Annotated in this window: 16 protein-coding genes; 8 read left to right on the top strand and 8 right to left on the bottom strand. The window is 73.2% G+C overall.

Features of this window, described 5'->3' with window-relative positions; genetic code table 11:
- Positions 1-12 precede the first annotated feature (12 nt).
- From ACQP1P_RS32170 to ACQP1P_RS32160, 3 genes are read right to left on the bottom strand one after another with little or no spacing between them, the layout of a single operon-like run.
- Positions 13-204, bottom strand: a complete 192-nt coding sequence (locus ACQP1P_RS32170; protein ID WP_433076547.1) for a DUF5703 family protein — start codon at positions 202-204, stop codon at positions 13-15.
- A gap of 12 nt (positions 205-216) precedes the next feature.
- The gene (locus ACQP1P_RS32165; protein WP_433076545.1) at positions 217-1167 is read right to left on the bottom strand and encodes a YncE family protein; all 951 of its coding nucleotides are present in this window, start codon (positions 1165-1167) and stop codon (positions 217-219) included.
- A gap of 24 nt (positions 1168-1191) precedes the next feature.
- Positions 1192-2163 carry an aldo/keto reductase gene (locus ACQP1P_RS32160; protein ID WP_433076543.1) on the bottom strand — a complete coding sequence of 324 codons (972 nt, stop codon included), beginning with the start codon at positions 2161-2163 and terminating at the stop codon, positions 1192-1194.
- 117 nt (positions 2164-2280) lie between these two features.
- On the opposite strand from ACQP1P_RS32160, the gene ACQP1P_RS32155 reads away from it, so the two are divergent.
- From ACQP1P_RS32155 to ACQP1P_RS32140, 4 genes are all read left to right on the top strand, one after another.
- Complete coding sequence (locus tag ACQP1P_RS32155; protein WP_433076541.1) at positions 2281-3330, top strand: LLM class F420-dependent oxidoreductase; 1050 nt, start codon at positions 2281-2283, stop codon at positions 3328-3330.
- Positions 3327-4031 (top strand): MSMEG_4193 family putative phosphomutase, encoded by a 705-nt coding sequence (locus ACQP1P_RS32150; protein WP_433076539.1) that lies wholly within the window; start codon positions 3327-3329, stop codon positions 4029-4031. The genes ACQP1P_RS32155 and ACQP1P_RS32150 overlap by 4 nt, the downstream gene beginning before the upstream one ends.
- A 140-nt stretch (positions 4032-4171) precedes the next feature.
- Positions 4172-4735: a DUF3090 domain-containing protein gene (locus ACQP1P_RS32145; protein ID WP_433076538.1), complete on the top strand. Its 564-nt coding sequence runs from the start codon at positions 4172-4174 to the stop codon at positions 4733-4735.
- A 78-nt stretch (positions 4736-4813) separates the two neighbouring features.
- Positions 4814-5545 (top strand): SCO1664 family protein, encoded by a 732-nt coding sequence (locus tag ACQP1P_RS32140; protein ID WP_433090192.1) that lies wholly within the window; start codon positions 4814-4816, stop codon positions 5543-5545.
- Between the two features lie 61 nt (positions 5546-5606).
- On the opposite strand, the gene ACQP1P_RS32135 is transcribed toward ACQP1P_RS32140, so the two are convergent.
- Both ACQP1P_RS32135 and ACQP1P_RS32130 read right to left on the bottom strand, forming a co-directional pair.
- Positions 5607-5960, bottom strand: a complete 354-nt coding sequence (locus tag ACQP1P_RS32135; protein WP_433076536.1) for a VOC family protein — start codon at positions 5958-5960, stop codon at positions 5607-5609.
- 364 nt (positions 5961-6324) lie between these two features.
- Positions 6325-7119 carry a MerR family transcriptional regulator gene (locus ACQP1P_RS32130; protein WP_433076534.1) on the bottom strand — a complete coding sequence of 265 codons (795 nt, stop codon included), beginning with the start codon at positions 7117-7119 and terminating at the stop codon, positions 6325-6327.
- A 98-nt stretch (positions 7120-7217) separates the two neighbouring features.
- Between ACQP1P_RS32130 and mshC the strand changes: the two genes are divergently transcribed.
- Complete coding sequence (gene mshC, locus ACQP1P_RS32125) at positions 7218-8468, top strand: cysteine--1-D-myo-inosityl 2-amino-2-deoxy-alpha-D-glucopyranoside ligase (protein WP_433076532.1); 1251 nt, start codon at positions 7218-7220, stop codon at positions 8466-8468.
- Here mshC and ACQP1P_RS32120 read toward each other — a convergent pair.
- The 3 genes from ACQP1P_RS32120 to ACQP1P_RS32110 all read right to left on the bottom strand — a co-directional run bounded on the left by ACQP1P_RS32120 (position 8465) and on the right by ACQP1P_RS32110 (position 12031).
- Positions 8465-9271, bottom strand: coding sequence for a DUF6999 family protein (locus tag ACQP1P_RS32120; RefSeq protein ID WP_433076530.1), 807 nt, complete (start codon positions 9269-9271; stop codon positions 8465-8467). The genes mshC and ACQP1P_RS32120 overlap by 4 nt on opposite strands.
- Positions 9268-11019, bottom strand: a complete 1752-nt coding sequence (locus tag ACQP1P_RS32115; protein ID WP_433076528.1) for an iron-containing redox enzyme family protein — start codon at positions 11017-11019, stop codon at positions 9268-9270. The genes ACQP1P_RS32120 and ACQP1P_RS32115 overlap by 4 nt, the downstream gene beginning before the upstream one ends.
- A gap of 124 nt (positions 11020-11143) precedes the next feature.
- Positions 11144-12031 (bottom strand): LysR family transcriptional regulator, encoded by an 888-nt coding sequence (locus ACQP1P_RS32110; protein ID WP_433076526.1) that lies wholly within the window; start codon positions 12029-12031, stop codon positions 11144-11146.
- A 74-nt stretch (positions 12032-12105) separates the two neighbouring features.
- Between ACQP1P_RS32110 and ACQP1P_RS32105 the strand changes: the two genes are divergently transcribed.
- The 3 genes from ACQP1P_RS32105 (at position 12106) to mctP (ending at position 15033) form a co-directional block, all read left to right on the top strand.
- Complete coding sequence (locus ACQP1P_RS32105; RefSeq protein ID WP_433076524.1) at positions 12106-13020, top strand: threonine ammonia-lyase; 915 nt, start codon at positions 12106-12108, stop codon at positions 13018-13020.
- Positions 13021-13149: 129 nt separating this feature from the next.
- Positions 13150-13368, top strand: a complete 219-nt coding sequence (locus ACQP1P_RS32100; RefSeq protein ID WP_350625699.1) for a DUF3311 domain-containing protein — start codon at positions 13150-13152, stop codon at positions 13366-13368.
- A gap of 6 nt (positions 13369-13374) precedes the next feature.
- Positions 13375-15033 carry a monocarboxylate uptake permease MctP gene (gene mctP / locus ACQP1P_RS32095; protein WP_433076522.1) on the top strand — a complete coding sequence of 553 codons (1659 nt, stop codon included), beginning with the start codon at positions 13375-13377 and terminating at the stop codon, positions 15031-15033.
- Positions 15034-15068 lie beyond the last annotated feature (35 nt).

The following is a 15068-nucleotide window of genomic DNA, read 5'->3' as shown; positions in this document are numbered from 1 at the left end:
GCCGGCCTTCACCTACGTGCTGAGCCCGGGGAGCGAGGTGCTGGTGACGCGGCGGCGGAGCATCACCTGGCGGGAGCCGTCCGGGTAGAGCCGGACCCGCGCCAGCTCCCAGCCGCCGTACTCGGCCTGGATCGTCAGCTGTGCGTTAGCGGTCATCCGGTCGACATTCGACGGCAACCGCAGCGGCACGTACTCGTAGTCCATGCACCGATACTGCTACGCCGCAATGCGCTGCACCAGCCCTTGCGCCCCGGTGCCGTCCGACCCGGCGACGGCCAGCGCCCCGGAGGCCGGGTCGACGGCGAGGGCCAGCGGCAGCCGTACCGTCGGATGCCGCCCGACCTCCCGCGGCGTCCCACCGCCGAGGTGAAAGCCCACCACCTCGTTACGCGCCGTGAGCGTCACCCAGAGCACACCCCGGTTCCCGTCGTACGCGGCCGCCCACGCCCCGCCCTTCACCGGGTACCGCTGGCGCAGGATCAGCGGCCCGGTGTCGAAGACCAGCAGCTCCCCGTCGCGCGCGTCGATCACCGCGAACCGGCCGCCGCCGACGGCCGCGACCGTCACGGCCCCGTCGCCGGCCCGCAGCGCCTCCTGCCGCGCGCCGGTCGCGGCGTCGAACACGGTGATCGAGGACTCCGACGCGTCGAGCACCGCGATGCGGGAGCCGTCCGCGGCCAGGGCGGCCGGGCGCCCGCCGGTGGCGATGGTGCGCAGTACCTCCCCGGTGGCCGAGAGGATGATCACATCGCCGCGGTCGGGCAGCGCGACGGCGGTCCAGCCGGCGTCGCGGGGCACGGCGATCGCCCCGCCCGGGGCCGGCAGCGCCCACGTCGCCCCGCCGGGCAGGTTGTGCACCGCGGACCCGGCGACCACGCGGAACCCGCCGGCGACGCTCACCACGCCCCGGGTCGGTCCGGCGACCGGGGATCGGGCGGCCTCGGGTAGTACAAATGCGGCGTTTTCGGAAATCGCGGTCACCGTCGTGCCGATCGCGACCCCGGTCGGGCGCTCCGGCACCGGCATCGTCGTCCCGGCCGGGCTCGCGGACGGCGCGGGCGCCCAGGTCGGGGTGGGCATCGTGGCGTCGGGGTGGCTGACGGGCGCGCCGGCGTCACACGCGGTGAGCAGCAGCACGCCGGCCAGGGTCAGCAGTCGGCGCAGCATGGTCCACCAGCGTATGCGCTCCCGCTACGTCTGCCGTTCCGGGTAGCCGGAGGTGGGCGCCGACACGTCGTCGAGCGCGGCCCGGATCTCCCGCGGCAGCACGATCTCCTCGGTCTGCAGCGCCCCGAGCAGCTGCCCCACCGTGCGCGCGCCGAGCACCGGCGCGACCACGCCCGGCCGGTCCCGCACCCACGCCAGCGCCACCTCCAGCGGCGACACGCCGAGGCCGCCCGCCGCGGTCGCGACCGCCTCGACGATCCCGGCGCAGCGGTCGTCGAGATACGGCGCCACGAACCGCTCGAAGTGCGGCGACGCGGCCCGCGAGTCGGCCGGCACGCCGGTGCGGTACTTGCCCGTCAGCACCCCGCGGCCCAGCGGCGACCAGGGCAGGATGCCGATGCCCAGCGCCGTGCACGCCGGGATGACCTCGCGCTCGATGCCCCGCTCCAGCAGCGAGTACTCCACCTGCGTGGAGACCAGCGGCGCCCGCCCCGGCCACGCCGCCTGCCAGGTCGCGGCCCGGGCCGTCTGCCAGCCGGAGAAGTTCGACACGCCGGCGTAGCGGGCCCGGCCGCTGCTCACCGCCGTGTCGATCGCCGAGAGCGTCTCCTCCAGCGGCGTGTCGGGGTCGTACCCGTGCACCTGCCACAGATCCACGTGGTCGGTCCCGAGCCGCTGCAGGGACGTGTCGAGGGCGCTCAGCAGGTGGCCGCGGGAGCCGTCGCGCCGGCGGGTCATCCCCGGACGCAGGCCCGCCTTGGTCGCGATGACCAGCTCATCGCGCGGTACCAGCCGGCCGACCAGGGCACCGATGACCGACTCGGCCTCGCCGTCGGCGTAGACGTCCGCGGTGTCCAGCAGCGTCCCGCCGGCGTCGCGGAACGTCTTGAGCTGGGCCGCCGCGTCGTCGGCGTCGGTGTCACGGCCCCACGTCATCGTGCCGAGGGCCAGCCGGGATACCGCCAGCCCGCTACGGCCGAGCGGTCGCTGTTGCATGCATGGAACGATACGGCCGGAGGGCGCCAACATGGCGGAGGCCGGGCCTGGCCGCGGCACAGGCTACCCTGGTGCCGCACCGTGCAGGGTCGCACGGGGGACCTCCGGGAGGCAGTAGTGCGGCTTGCGTTGAACCTCGGTTACCTGTCGTCGTGGAACGACCCGGCCGGTCACCTGGCCATCGCCCAGGAGGCCGACCGGCTCGGTTTCTCCTGCGTATGGGTGGCGGAGGCCTACGGTTCCGACGCACCGAGCATGCTCGCGTGGATCGCCGGGCAGACCGAGCGCATCGAGCTGGGCTCCGCCGTGTTCCAGATTCCGGCCCGCACCCCGGCCATGACGGCGATGACCGCCGCCACGATCGACAAGCTCTCCGGCGGCCGGTTCCGCCTCGGCCTCGGCGTGTCGGGCCCCCAGGTCTCCGAGGGCTGGCACGGCGTGCGCTTCGCCAAGCCGCTCAAGCGCACCCGCGAATACGTCGACATCGTCAACCTGGCCCTGACCCGCAAGCTCGTCGACTACGACGGCGAGTTCTACACGCTGCCGCTGCCCGACGGCCCCGGCAAGGCGCTCAAGCTCATCCTGCACCCGGTCCGCGACCACGTCCCGGTCTACCTCGCCGCCGTCGGGCCCAAGAACCTGGAGCTGACCGGCGAGATCGCCGACGGCTGGCTGGCCATCTTCTTCTCCCCGGAGCACGCGAGCGAGTCGCTGGGCTCGATCGCCGCGGGCCGGGCCAAGGCCGGCAAGACGATGGACGGCTTCGAGGTGGCGGCATCGGTACCGGTGGTCTTCGGCGACGACATCGCCATGTGCGCCGAGCTCGTGCGCCCCTACGCGGCCCTCTACGTCGGCGGCATGGGCTCGCGGGAGCAGAACTTCTACAACGCCCTCGCCACCCGCATGGGCTACGGCGAGGCGGCCAGGGAGATCCAGGACCTCTATCTCGCCAAGCGCCACCGGGACGCGGCCGCCGCCGTACCGTTGGAGTTCATCGACCGCACCTCGCTGCTCGGGCCCGTCGAGCGCGTGGCGGAGCGGCTGCAGGCGTATCAGGAGGCCGGCGTGACGGAGATCTCCACCATCGTGTTCGGCGACGCCGACTACTCCATCGGCGTCATCCGCCAGCTCGCCGAGGCGTGGGAGCGGGCGGGACTGAGCTCGTGACCACCGTTCTGCTGCTGCGCCACGGCCGGACCACGACCAACGCGACCGGCGTCCTCGCCGGGCACCAGCCCGTCGCGCTGGACGAGGTCGGCCGGGCCCAGGCCGTCGCCGTCGGCGAGCGCCTCGCCGCGGCCAAGCTGCCCCTCGCCGCCGTCGTCAGCAGCCCGCTGCCGCGCTGCCGCGAGACCCTGTCCCTCGCCCTGCCGGACGTGACCGACGTCGTCGAGGACGAGGGCATCATCGAGTGCCGGTACGGCGACTGGACCGGCCGCCCGCTCAAGGAGCTGGCCAAGGAGCCGCTGTGGGCGACGGTGCAGGCCCACCCCTCCGCGGCCGTGTTCCCCGGTCCCGACGCGGAGTCGATGGCCGCCATGTCGGCCCGGGCGATCGCCGCGGTCCGCTCCTGGGACGCCCGCATCGCCGCCTCGCACGGCCCGGAGGCCGTCTGGCTGGCCTGCAGCCACGGCGACATCATCAAGGCGATCGCGGCGGACGCGCTCGGCATGCACCTGGACCTGTTCCAGCGCCTCGCGGTCGAGCCCGCGTCCGTGACCGTCATCCGGTACACCCCGCTGCGCTCCTTCGTCCTGCGCCTCAACGACACCGGCGGCGATCTGTCCGGGTTCCAGCCGCCGGAGAAGACGGAGGGCGAGCCGTCCTCGGATGCCGCCGTCGGGGGCGGTTCGGGCGGTTCGGTGTGATCTTGTGCCCGCCTGCGGCGGTTGCCGCCACGACTGGATAGAGTTCTCAGCATGAGCGGTTCGGAGCGAAGCGGAGAGGCCGCTCATCATGGGCATTGATTCAGCTCAGGCTGGCGCCGGAGCGAAGCGGAGGTGACAGCATGAGCCACCACGTGTATGCATTCGAGCCGCCGGAGCGGTTCGTTGCCGGCACCGTGGGTGCGCCGGGGGAGCGGACCTTCTTCCTGCAGGCCCGCGGCGGCGGCCGGCTGATCAGCGTCGCCCTGGAAAAGGTGCAGGTCTCCCTGCTGGCCGAGAAGCTCGAGGAGCTGCTGCAGGAGGCCCACCGCCGCTTCGGCGTCGACCTCGCCGCGGAGACGGTCGTCGAGACCGCCGACAACGAGCCCCTCGACACCCCGCTGGACGAGGAGTTCCGCGTCGGCACGCTCGGCCTGCAGTTCGACGTCGACAGCGCCACGGTCATCATCGAGGCGATCGCGGTCGGCGACGAGGAGACCGAGGAGACCGACGAGGACGAGGACGAGGAGCTCGCCACCGCCGACCGGGACCGCCTGCGGGTCCGGCTGACGCCGGCGGCCACGAAGGCGTTCATCGAGCGGGCCAAGCGCGTCGTCGCCTCCGGCCGCCCGCCGTGCCCGCTGTGCGGCCAGCCCCTCGACGCCCGCGGGCACCTCTGCCCGCGGCACAACGGCTACCGGCGGTAGCCGGGCGTGCCGGCCCTGCCCGAGGACGAGGCGCTCGAGCTGCTGCGCCACGGCGAGCTGGAGCTCGAGGGCCGGCTCATGGACGCCTCCAACGCCACCCTGCGCTGCGTCATCACCCTGGGTGACACCGTGGCCCGGTGCGTCTACAAGCCGGTCAGCGGCGAGCGCCCGCTGTGGGACTTCCCCGACGGCACCCTCGCCGGCCGGGAGTACTCGGCCTGGCTGCTCTCCGAGGCGACCGGCTGGGGCATCGTCCCGCCGACCCTGCTGCGCGACGGCCCGCTCGGCCCCGGCATGTGCCAGCTCTGGATCGACGACGAGCTGCAGAGCGACGACCTGCTCCTCGGGTTCGTGCCCGCGAACAAGGTCCCGAAGGACTGGCGCCGGATCATGTCGGCCCGCGACGAGCGCGGCCGCCCCTTCGTCCTCGCCCACGCCGACGACCCGCGGCTGGCCCGCATCGCGCTCTTCGACGCGGTCGCGAACAACGCCGACCGCAAGGGCGGCCACGTGATCGACACCGTGGACGGCAAGGTCCACGGCGTCGACCACGGCATCTGCTTCCACACCGAGGACAAGCTGCGCACGATCATCTGGGGCTGGGCCGGCGAGCCGATCCCGGACGAGGGGGTCGAGGTGCTGGAGAAGCTGCGCGCGCAGTACTCCGCGGGCCTCGCCGAGACGTTCGCGGAGCACCTGACCCCGGCCGAGGTGGCCATGATCTGGGTGCGCATCGACGCGCTGCTGCGGGCGCGCACGTTCCCGTCGCCGGACGAGGACCGCCACGCGATTCCCTGGCCGCCGATCTGAGTCCGGCTCCGGCGCCGCGCAGGCCGGCCCGGCGCGCGGATGTCTTCCGGATATGCCAGATTCAGGCCGTCGACGAGCGGCCGATGTCGAACAGGTTGCCCTCGGGGTCGGCCAGGGTCGCCCAGACCGCGCCGTACTCGTCGAAGTCGCCCACGTGCCGGGCCCCCAGCGCCACCGCCCGCTCGACGCCGGCCGCGATGTCGTCGGTGTGCAGGTCGAGGTGGACGCTGTTCTTGCCGGGGGTGCGCTCGGGGACGCGGATGAACATGAGCGTGGGGGAGTGGCCGGCGGTGGCGAAGAACTCGGACGCGCCCGGGTTCAGGTCGCGGCCGAGCAGCTCGGCGTAGAAGGCGGCCAGGTCCTCGGCGCTGCCGGTGCAGTCAACGGTGATGTTGGCGAGTTCGAGGTCGGACATGGTTGGTGCGCGCTCCTTCGTTCGGGTGTGAACGATATGTCGGGCGCTGCCGCGCCACGACATATCGCATTTTTCCCCTGACGGGGTATAAGTACGAAAAGTCCGATCACGGAGTGCCGGACGTTTCGTCCGGTGCTACGGCCGGTCGCGGTGTTGGACGCGACCGGCCGGCGCTTGTCCCGCGCCCAGCGGGCGGCCGGCGCTTGTCCTGCGCCCAGCGGGCGGCCGGCGCTTGTCCTGCGCCCAGCGGGCGGCCGGCGCTGGTGTGACCGTGTGTGTGACCGGCCGGAGGTGGCCGGTGTTCGTGAGCCCGGTCGGCGCTGCCGGCAATCCGGCTCGGCTTCCCGGCGCCCGGGCCGCCGTCTCAGGCGACCGGCCAGCAGACCTCGGTCCGGAACCGCTCCTCGTCGTCCGTGTGCTGCGGCCCGACCAGGTACCGCTCCACGATCGCCTCCCCCAGCGCCGTGTCGTGCACCGCCACGTGCGCCCCCAGCGCCCCGTACGTGAGGTCACAGTCGCCGAACGGCCCCGCGTGCACCGCCACGGCATACCGGCGCCCCGGCAGCGTGCCCAGGCGCGGGTCGGCGGCGAAGGCGTCGGGCACGACCGGTACGAAGGCGGAAACTCCCCCGGCGTCCTGCTCGAAGAACTCGGGCGAGTAGGTGGCGCCCGCCGGGCCGGCCGGATCGGCGCCCGCCCGCGCGAGCACCCCGAACAGCTCCCCGAACGCCGCCCCGCACCACGCCCCCACGTCGGGGCGGGCGACCCGGGCCTCGACACGCAGGACGGGCGCCGGGGCGTGGGTGCGGTACAGCACCGTCACCGGCGGCGAAGCGTCCAGCAGCCGCCGCAGCGAGGCGACCACGTCCCGGGTCCGCGCCAGCTCCGCCTCCATGCGGTCCAGGTGCTGGCGCAGCGTCCCGGCCCCGGCGTCGGGCGCGGCGAGCACCGTGCGGATCTCGGCCAGCGGCAGGTCCAGCCCGCGCAGCCGCCGGATGAGGTGCGCGTCGCCGACCTGGCCCGTGTGGTAGCGCCGATGCCCGGTCTCCCCGTCGACCTCGGCCGGCACGAGCAGGCCGATGTCGTGGTAGTACCGCAGCGTCTTCGCGGACAGATGACTCAGCCGCGAGAACTCCCCGATCGGGACGCCCGTCGTCATGGGCACCAGTGAACCCCTTCCAGCTACGGGAAGTGCAAGCGCAAGGGCAACGATCGTCACATCCCTCGGGGAGCGTGACCCCGGATACGCTGTTGGTCATGGACTCCTGGACCGCACCGGCGCTGCCCACGCTGCCCCGCCCCACCGGCGATGCCGCGCCGCTCGCCCTGTTCGACTCGGCGCGCCGGGAGATCGCCCCCGTCGAGCTCGACGGCCGCCCCGCGACCATGTATGTCTGCGGCATCACCCCCTACGACGCCACCCACCTCGGGCACGCGGCCACGATGATCGCGTTCGACCTGGCCAACCGGGTGTGGCGCGACGCCGGGCACGAGGTCGACTACGTCCAGAACGTCACCGACGTCGACGACCCGCTGCTGGAGCGGGCCGAGCGCGACGGCGAGGACTGGATCGTGCTCGCCATGCGCGAGACCGCGCTGTTCCGCGAGGACATGGAGGCGCTGCGGATCATCCCGCCGAAGCGGTACGTCGGCGCGGTCGAGTCCATCCCGCAGATCGCCCGCAAGGTCGCCGCGCTCATCGCCTCCGGCCACGCCTACCCCCTCGAGGACGGCACCGGCGACGTGTACTTCTCCGTCGCCACGGCCCCCGGCTTCGGCTCCGAGTCCAACCTGTCCCGCACCGAGATGCTGCGCCTGGCGGCCGAGCGCGGCGGCGACCCGCAGCGCCCCGGCAAGCGCGACCCGCTCGACCCGCTGCTGTGGCGCGGCGCCCGCGACGGCGAGCCGGCCTGGAACGGTGGCGAGCTCGGCCCCGGCCGCCCCGGCTGGCACATCGAGTGCACGGTCATCGCCCAGAGCCTGCTCGGCGACACCATCGACGTGCAGGGCGGCGGCAACGACCTGCTCTTCCCGCACCACGAGTGCTCCGCCGCCCACGCCGAGGCCCTCTCCGGCAAGGCGCCGTTCGCGACCCACTACGTGCACGCGGGCATGATCGGCCTCGACGGCGAGAAGATGTCCAAGAGCAAGGGCAACCTCGTCTTCGTGTCCCGGCTGCGCGGCGACGGCGTCGACCCGATGGCGGTGCGCCTGGCCCTGCTCGCCGACCACTACCGCAACGACCGCATGTGGACCGACGACGTCCTCAAGGCCGGCCAGCAGCGCCTGTCGCGATGGCGGGAGGCGGCCCGGGCGGGCATCGGCCCGTCGGGCGCGGAGCTCGTCGCCCAGCTGCGCGAGCGCCTCGGCGACGACCTCGACGCGCCCGGCGCGCTGGCCGCCGTCGACGCGTGGGTGGACGCGACGCTCGCCGACGCGGGCGACGACCGCGAAGCCCCGGCGATCATGGCCTCCGCGGTCGACGCCCTGCTGGGCGTGCGCCTCTAGCCGGCGGCGCCGGCCACCAGTCGGACGGTGGCCGGCCGCCGCAACCTTTCGTGGGCGTACTCGCAGACCACCGCGTGCTCGTAGACCGCCCGCGGCACGTCGAGCCGGCTGTCGACCCGCACGGCGACGCCCGCCGGCGCCCAGGTGCGGAACACCGGGTCGCCGGTGACGTCGGCGAGCACGGCCATGAGGTGCGTGTCGAGGCGCAGCGAGTGCACGGCCCGCCGGTACTCGGCCGCGCTCAGGCACACCGCGAACGGGATGTTCATCAGGCACAGCGCCGACTGGATGTCCAGCCGCAGGATCCGGCGGGTGCCCGGCTCGGCGTCGACCGGCCCGACGCGCAGCATGCTCGTGTCGAGCGCCTCGCGCCGCTCCCCGACGGCCTTGAGCACCTCGTACACGTTCACGTCGTGCTCGATGACCGCCCGGTCGCCGAGCTCCCGCAGCGCCCGCGGCCGCAGCGTCACCTCGTGCGGCCCGCCGGTGTTGCGCGCGATGAACACGAGCAGGTTCGTCTCGACGATGAAGTGCCGCACGAGCAGCTCGCCCGCGGCCGGGCTGACCCAGCGGCGCAGGAACCACACGCAGAGCACGTCCATGAGCCCGTGCGCGGTGAGCCGCCCGGGCACGAACCGCCGCACCACGACGACGACCGCGACGAGCACGCCGCAGATTGGGCGCAGGAGGGGGTACAGCCACCGCCGCGACGCCGAGCGCTGGTCCTCGATGACGAGCCGGAGCGTGGCCGGGTCCATCGGCTCCCGGGCGGCGAGCTCGTCCCAGATCCCGTCGGCGGTCATCGGATCTCCTCCAGCTGCAGGGCGTACAGCCGCGCCGTGATCCGGGCCGTGCGCACGATCCGCGCACAGTCGGCGGGATCGGCCATGACGAGGCCGAGCAGCCGGCGCATCTCGCTCAGGTGGTCGCCGTCGTGTTGGCCGTGGTACCGCAGAAAGCTCACCTGCTCGTCGGTGAGCCCCAGCCGCTCCTGCAGCATGCGGGCCCACCCCAGCGCCTTGACGCCGCCGAGCCCCTCGATCACGAACATCGCGCCGAGCAGGTCGACCGGGTCGGGCAGCGAGGCCTGCTGCAGGATGAACGCGGACAACGCCTCCGACCCCGGGTTCTTGGCGGCCGCGGTGATCTCGGCGAGGTCCCCGCCGACGGCGACGAAGTCGCGCTCGAGCAGCCGGAAGTCCCGGTGTTCCTCGGCGGCGTGCCGGATCGCGGCGCTGCGCAGCTCGAACCGCTCGGCGGAGAAGTTGGACGCGGCCCGCGAGATCCACCGCCCGCCCTCGACCACCTGCTGGCGGAGGTTGAGCAGCAGGGCCCGGTAGTCGCGGATCGTGGCCGTGCCGTCCTCGATGCGGCGCACCAGCGCAACCTCGGCGAGCCGTTGTTCGAGCTCGCCCCAGACCTCGGCGAGCTCGTCGAGGAGCTGGGCCGGCCCGACGCAGGTGAGCAGCGCGAACGCGATCGTGAAGCGCCCGGATTCGGGCACGGCGAGCAGGATTCGCTCGCCCGGGCGGAACCGTCGCGTGCGCCACGCCTCCTCGAGCATCACGAAGATGCTGCCCGCCCCGGTGTTGCCGCACTGTTCGAGGTTGCTGAAGCAGATGGCCGCGATTTCCGGCATTTCACGAAATATCCGGTCGCGGAACGTGTTCGCCGAGTAGTGCACGAGCGCGTGGTCGATCGTTCGGATGTCAACGAGTTCGCGCAGCTGCTCGACCCCCAGCCGCACCAGCCCGGGCAGCCCGCCGACGTCCTGCCGCAGCCGCAGCGCCCCGGCGGCCTCGGCCTCGGCGGCGCTGCCGGCGTCGAGCCACCCTTCGCCGGCGCGCATGCAGGCCGGGTGCTCGTGCGCGTACGACACGCTGCGCACCCACTCGACCCGCAGGCTGGCCCGATCCGTGCGCGGCCGCGACGACAGCACGACGGCCCCGGCCCCGTCGGAGAGCGTCCACCGCAGGAACTCGGCGTCGGCCGTGACCCGCCCGCCGGCCCCGAACCGCGGCTCGGCCAGCACCCGGCTGACGAGCTCCGACCCGACCACGACGGCCGCGTCGTGCTCGCCGAGCGCCACGGTCGCGGCGGCCGCCTTGAGCGCGGCCATCCCCGACGCGCAGACCCCGCCGGCGCTGAGCAGCTCCATCGGGCCGCCGCCGACGCGGCCGTGCACCATCGCCGCGAACCCGGGCACGAGCTGGTCGCCCATCGTCGTGCCGGTCGCGAGCATGCCGATCTCGCCCATGGCGAGCCCGGCGTCCTTGACGGCCCGCTCGACCGCCGCGGCGGCGAGCTCCTCGTTGCTCAGCCGCGGTCCGGCCTCGCTGTCGCCGGACCCCGCGCCCGCCCCGTCAAGCGCACCGGCCGCCGCGCCGACCGCGTAGTGGCGCTGCCGAATCCCGTTGGCCGCGAGCACCCGCGCCCGCCGCCGGGCCGTGGCCCGGTCCGAGCCGCCGAGCCGGTCCGCGATCTCGTCGTTGCCGACCGGCGCTCCCGGCAGGAACGACCCGCACCCCGTGATGTAGACCGTCTGTCCCATGCGGAACATTCCAGCCGGGCCGGGAGGAGATCGGATCCGCCGCGCAACTCAGCCGTCGTGAGTCGGATTACCTAGCTGTGGTGGCCGTTCCGTCTTCTTGACACCATACACCTGTGAGATAAATTCACGTTCTCGCCGTCACGCTCCGCATGTCCTCGTCACCCGTTGTGATCAGGAACTCGAGGAGGCGTGCGGTGGCGGGTGGGTCCGGGGGAACACCGTACGCCGCCGCGCTCACCCGCCGCCCCTCGCCCGCCAGCGGTACCGTCGCCACGGCCGCCGACCGGTGCGCCCGCAGCGCCAGCGACGGCAGGATCGTCACGCCCAGCCCGGCCGCGACCAGCGCCTGCACCGCCACGTAGTCGTCGGTCGTGAACGCGATGTCCGGCACGAACCCGGCCGCCGCGCACCGGCGCACCAGGCTCTCCCGGCACCGCGCGCACCCCGCGATCCAGCGTGCCCGCGCGAAGGACTCCAGCGGCCCCTCGGCGCCGGGCCGCGTCACCAGGTGCAGGCCCTCGGTGAACAGCGGCGTGAGCCGCACCTCGCCGTCGGCGGAGCCGTAGTCGAACACCACGGCGAGGTCGACCTCCCCGGTGCGCAGCAGGGCCAGGGCCGCGGGCGGCTCCGCCTCCACGAACTCCAGCACCACGCCCGGATGCGCGGCCGTGAACCGGGCCGCCGCGCGCGGCACGAACGACCCCAGCGCCGACGGGAACGCCGCCAGCCGCACCCGCCCGGCCCGCAGGCCGCTGAGCTCGGCCAGTTCGGCCTCCGCGGCGTCGAGGCGGCCCAGGATCTCCTCGCCCCGCTCGGCCAGCAGCCGCCCGGCCGGCGTCAGCCGCACCCCGCGGCCGGCCCGCTGCAGCAGCCGCACCCCCGTCTCCGTCTCGAGCCGGGCGAGGTGGTGGCTCACCGACGGCTGCGCATAGTGCAGCGCCTCGGCCGCCGCCGTCACCGACCCGTGCCGGGCCACCGCCACGAGCACCCGCAGGCGCGTCACATCGAGCACGCATCAATCATGTCTATGGAAAAACCGCTGAACAAGCATTGGACCAATATGTCGTACCGCGGAAAGCTCGCCCCATGCTCACCATGCGCGACGTGCTCGCGGCCCGGAAGATCGTCGACCGCCACCTCCCGCCCACCCCGTCCTGGTCCTACCCGCTGCTGGACGAGGCCGCCGGGCGCCGGGTCGTCGTCAAGCACGAGAACACCCAGCCCACCGGAGCCTTCAAGGTCCGCGGCGCCCTCAACCTCCTCGCGACCCTCGACGGCGACGAGCCGATCGTCACCTACTCCACCGGCAACCACGCCCGGGCGATCGCCTACGCCGCGCGCGAGTACCGCCGCCGGGCCACGATCGTCATGCCCGCCCGCGCCGCCGAGCTGCGCGTGCGGGCCGTCGAGGCGCTCGGCGCGACGGTCGTGCGCCACGGCGCCGACATGGGCGACGCCGAGGCGCACGCCGCGACCCTGCCGGGCCGCCTGGTCAGCCCCGGCGACGAGCCGGCCCTCATCGCCGGGGTCGCCACGCTGTACTGCGAGCTCCTCGAACGCCACCCCGAGCTCGACACGCTCGTCGTCCCCGTCGGCTCGGGCACCGGCGCCGCGGCCGCCTGCCTCGTCGCCGCCGCGCTCGCGCCCGGCTGCCGGGTGATCGCGGTCCAGTCCCAGGCCGCGCCCGCCGCGCACGACTCGTGGCGGGCGGGCACGTGCCAGCATCGCGCGAACCACACCGAGATCGACGGACTGGCCACCGGACGGGGCTTCGCCGGCCCGCAGGCGATCCTCCGCGAGCACCTCACGGACTTCGTCCTGCTCGGCGACGCGGCCATCGGCGACGCCCGGCGGCTGCTCGCCCGGCTCGCCGGCACCCAGGCCGAGGGCGCGGGCGCGGCCGCCCTCGCGGCGGTGCTCGCGCGGCCCGGGCTCATGGGCTCAGCCGTCGGGGTGGTCGTCACGGGGGCCAACGCCACCGAATTGGAGCTTGCCCGTTAGGCGCACCGTACGTACCGTTCGCCGATTCGCGGCCCGCGGGCCGTCGGCGAGCGGCAGGGATCAGGTTACGTCGATCATTACGGACCTGCCGCCCAGGTCCGGACACCCCCGTCGAAGGAGAGGTCTGCCGTGACCGGTCCTGAAGAGCGGAAGGCCCCGGCGAGTGACCGCAGCCCGTGGAACTGGCTGCTGTTCATCCCGATCGTGGTACCGCTGCTGACTTTCGTGTTCAACGCCGACGGACCCCGCATCCTCGGCTTCCCCCGGTTCTACTGGCTCCAGCTCGCGTTCATCCTGCTGGGCGTCGGCGTGACCACGCTCGTCTACCAGATGACGAAGCGGCGGTGAGCGGCCATGTGGCGTGATCATGTCACCGAGATCGTCATCTTCGTCGTGCTCTTCCTCGCCGTGAGCGCGATGGGCTTCGTCGCCGCCCGCTGGCGCCGCCCCGACACCCTCAACCACCTCGACGAGTGGGGCCTCGGCGGCCGCAACTTCGGCGGATGGGTCACCTGGTTCCTGGTCGGCGGCGATCTGTACACCGCCTACACGTTCGTCGCCGTGCCCGCCCTGCTGTTCGCCTCGGGCGCGGCCGGCTTCTTCGCGGTGCCGTACACGGTGATCATCTACCCGCTCGTGTTCCTCGTCCTGGTGCGGATGTGGTCGGTGTCGCACCGGCACGGGTTCGTCACCCCGGCCGACTTCGTGCGGGCCCGGTTCCAGTCGCCGACGCTCGCCCTGGTCATCGCGATCACCGGGATCGTGGCGACGATGCCGTACATCGCGCTGCAGCTCGTCGGCATCGAGTCGGTGCTCAAGACGATGGGCGTCACCGGGTCCGGCACGCTGGCCCGGCACCTGCCGATCATCATCGCCTTCGCGATCCTGGCCGCCTACACGTACTCCAGCGGCCTGCGCGCCCCGGCACTGATCGCGTTCGTGAAGGACATCCTCATCTACGTCGTCATCCTGGTCGCGGTCTTCTACCTGCCCGCGAAGCTCGGCGGCTGGGGCGCGATCTTCGACGCCGCGGACGCGAAGTTCGCCAGGACCCCGTCGCCCGCCGACGGCATCCTGCTCAACGGCGACAACCAGATCCAGTACTTCACGCTGGCCCTGGGCTCGGCGCTGGCCCTGTTCCTGTACCCGCACAGCATCACCGGCGTGCTCGCCAGCAAGAACCGCGACGTGATCAAGCGGAACATGTCGGCGCTGCCGGCGTACAGCTTCCTGCTCGGCCTCATCGCGCTGCTCGGTTTCGCGGCCATCGCCGCGGGCGTGACCCCGCTGAAGAACGCCAACGGCACCAACGACAACAACACCGTCGTACCGCTGCTGTTCGACAAGATCTTCCCCGACTGGTTCGCGGGCGTCGCCTACGCCGCCGTCGGCATCGGCGCCCTGGTCCCGGCGGCCATCATGTCCATCGCCGCCGCGAACCTCTTCACGCGCAACATCTATCGCGAGTACTTCAAGCGCGACGCCACGCCCGCCCAGGAGGCCACGGTCTCCAAGGTGATGAGCCTGCTGGTCAAGTTCGGCGCCCTGCTCTTCGTCGTCTTCGTCGACCCGCAGTTCTCCATCGACCTGCAGCTCATCGGCGGCGTCATCATCCTGCAGACCCTCCCGGCCGTGGCCCTGGGCCTGTTCACCCGGTGGTTCCACCGCGGCGCCCTGGTCGCGGGCTGGGTCGCCGGCATGGGCCTGGGCCTGTGGATGCTCTACCAGGTGGTGAACCCGACGACGCACCGGCACTTCGCGGGCTCGGCCTTCCCGCTGAGCGAGTGGGGCTTCGACACCAAGAAGACCATCTACGTCGGCTTCGTCGCGGTGGTCGTGAACCTGGCCGTGGCCGCGATCCTGACCCTGATCCTGCGCGCCTCCTCGGTGACCGACGGCGGCGACGACACGACCCGCGAGGACTACTTCGCGGACGAGGGCGACCCGCGCGTCACCGACACCCCGACGTCCCCGGCCCCGGCCGCGACGGCCGCCCCGGACCCGATCACCTGAGGCGCCCCGGACCCGATCACCTGAGGAAGGTGTGG

The sequence above is a fragment of the Dactylosporangium sp. CA-052675 genome, assembly GCF_050947935.1.
In the GTDB taxonomy this organism is placed as follows: domain Bacteria; phylum Actinomycetota; class Actinomycetes; order Mycobacteriales; family Micromonosporaceae; genus Dactylosporangium.
This window is presented reverse-complemented; position numbering and strand designations above follow the sequence as displayed.

What these genes read in the sequence shown, in the direction of transcription:
- ACQP1P_RS32140 (WP_433090192.1), top strand. Translation starts at nt 4,814, where the DNA reads ATGGACGCCTCCAACGCCACCCTGCGCTGCGTCATCACCCTGGGTGAC.
- ACQP1P_RS32105 (WP_433076524.1), top strand. Translation starts at nt 12,106, where the DNA reads ATGCTCACCATGCGCGACGTGCTCGCGGCCCGGAAGATCGTCGACCGC.
- ACQP1P_RS32160 (WP_433076543.1), bottom strand. Translation starts at nt 2,163, where the DNA reads ATGCAACAGCGACCGCTCGGCCGTAGCGGGCTGGCGGTATCCCGGCTG.
- ACQP1P_RS32120 (WP_433076530.1), bottom strand. Translation starts at nt 9,271, where the DNA reads ATGACCGCCGACGGGATCTGGGACGAGCTCGCCGCCCGGGAGCCGATG.
- ACQP1P_RS32135 (WP_433076536.1), bottom strand. Translation starts at nt 5,960, where the DNA reads ATGTCCGACCTCGAACTCGCCAACATCACCGTTGACTGCACCGGCAGC.
- ACQP1P_RS32115 (WP_433076528.1), bottom strand. Translation starts at nt 11,019, where the DNA reads ATGGGACAGACGGTCTACATCACGGGGTGCGGGTCGTTCCTGCCGGGA.
- ACQP1P_RS32170 (WP_433076547.1), bottom strand. Translation starts at nt 204, where the DNA reads ATGGACTACGAGTACGTGCCGCTGCGGTTGCCGTCGAATGTCGACCGG.
- mshC (WP_433076532.1), top strand. Translation starts at nt 7,218, where the DNA reads ATGGACTCCTGGACCGCACCGGCGCTGCCCACGCTGCCCCGCCCCACC.
- ACQP1P_RS32130 (WP_433076534.1), bottom strand. Translation starts at nt 7,119, where the DNA reads ATGACGACGGGCGTCCCGATCGGGGAGTTCTCGCGGCTGAGTCATCTG.
- ACQP1P_RS32165 (WP_433076545.1), bottom strand. Translation starts at nt 1,167, where the DNA reads ATGCTGCGCCGACTGCTGACCCTGGCCGGCGTGCTGCTGCTCACCGCG.
- mctP (WP_433076522.1), top strand. Translation starts at nt 13,375, where the DNA reads ATGTGGCGTGATCATGTCACCGAGATCGTCATCTTCGTCGTGCTCTTC.
- ACQP1P_RS32145 (WP_433076538.1), top strand. Translation starts at nt 4,172, where the DNA reads ATGAGCCACCACGTGTATGCATTCGAGCCGCCGGAGCGGTTCGTTGCC.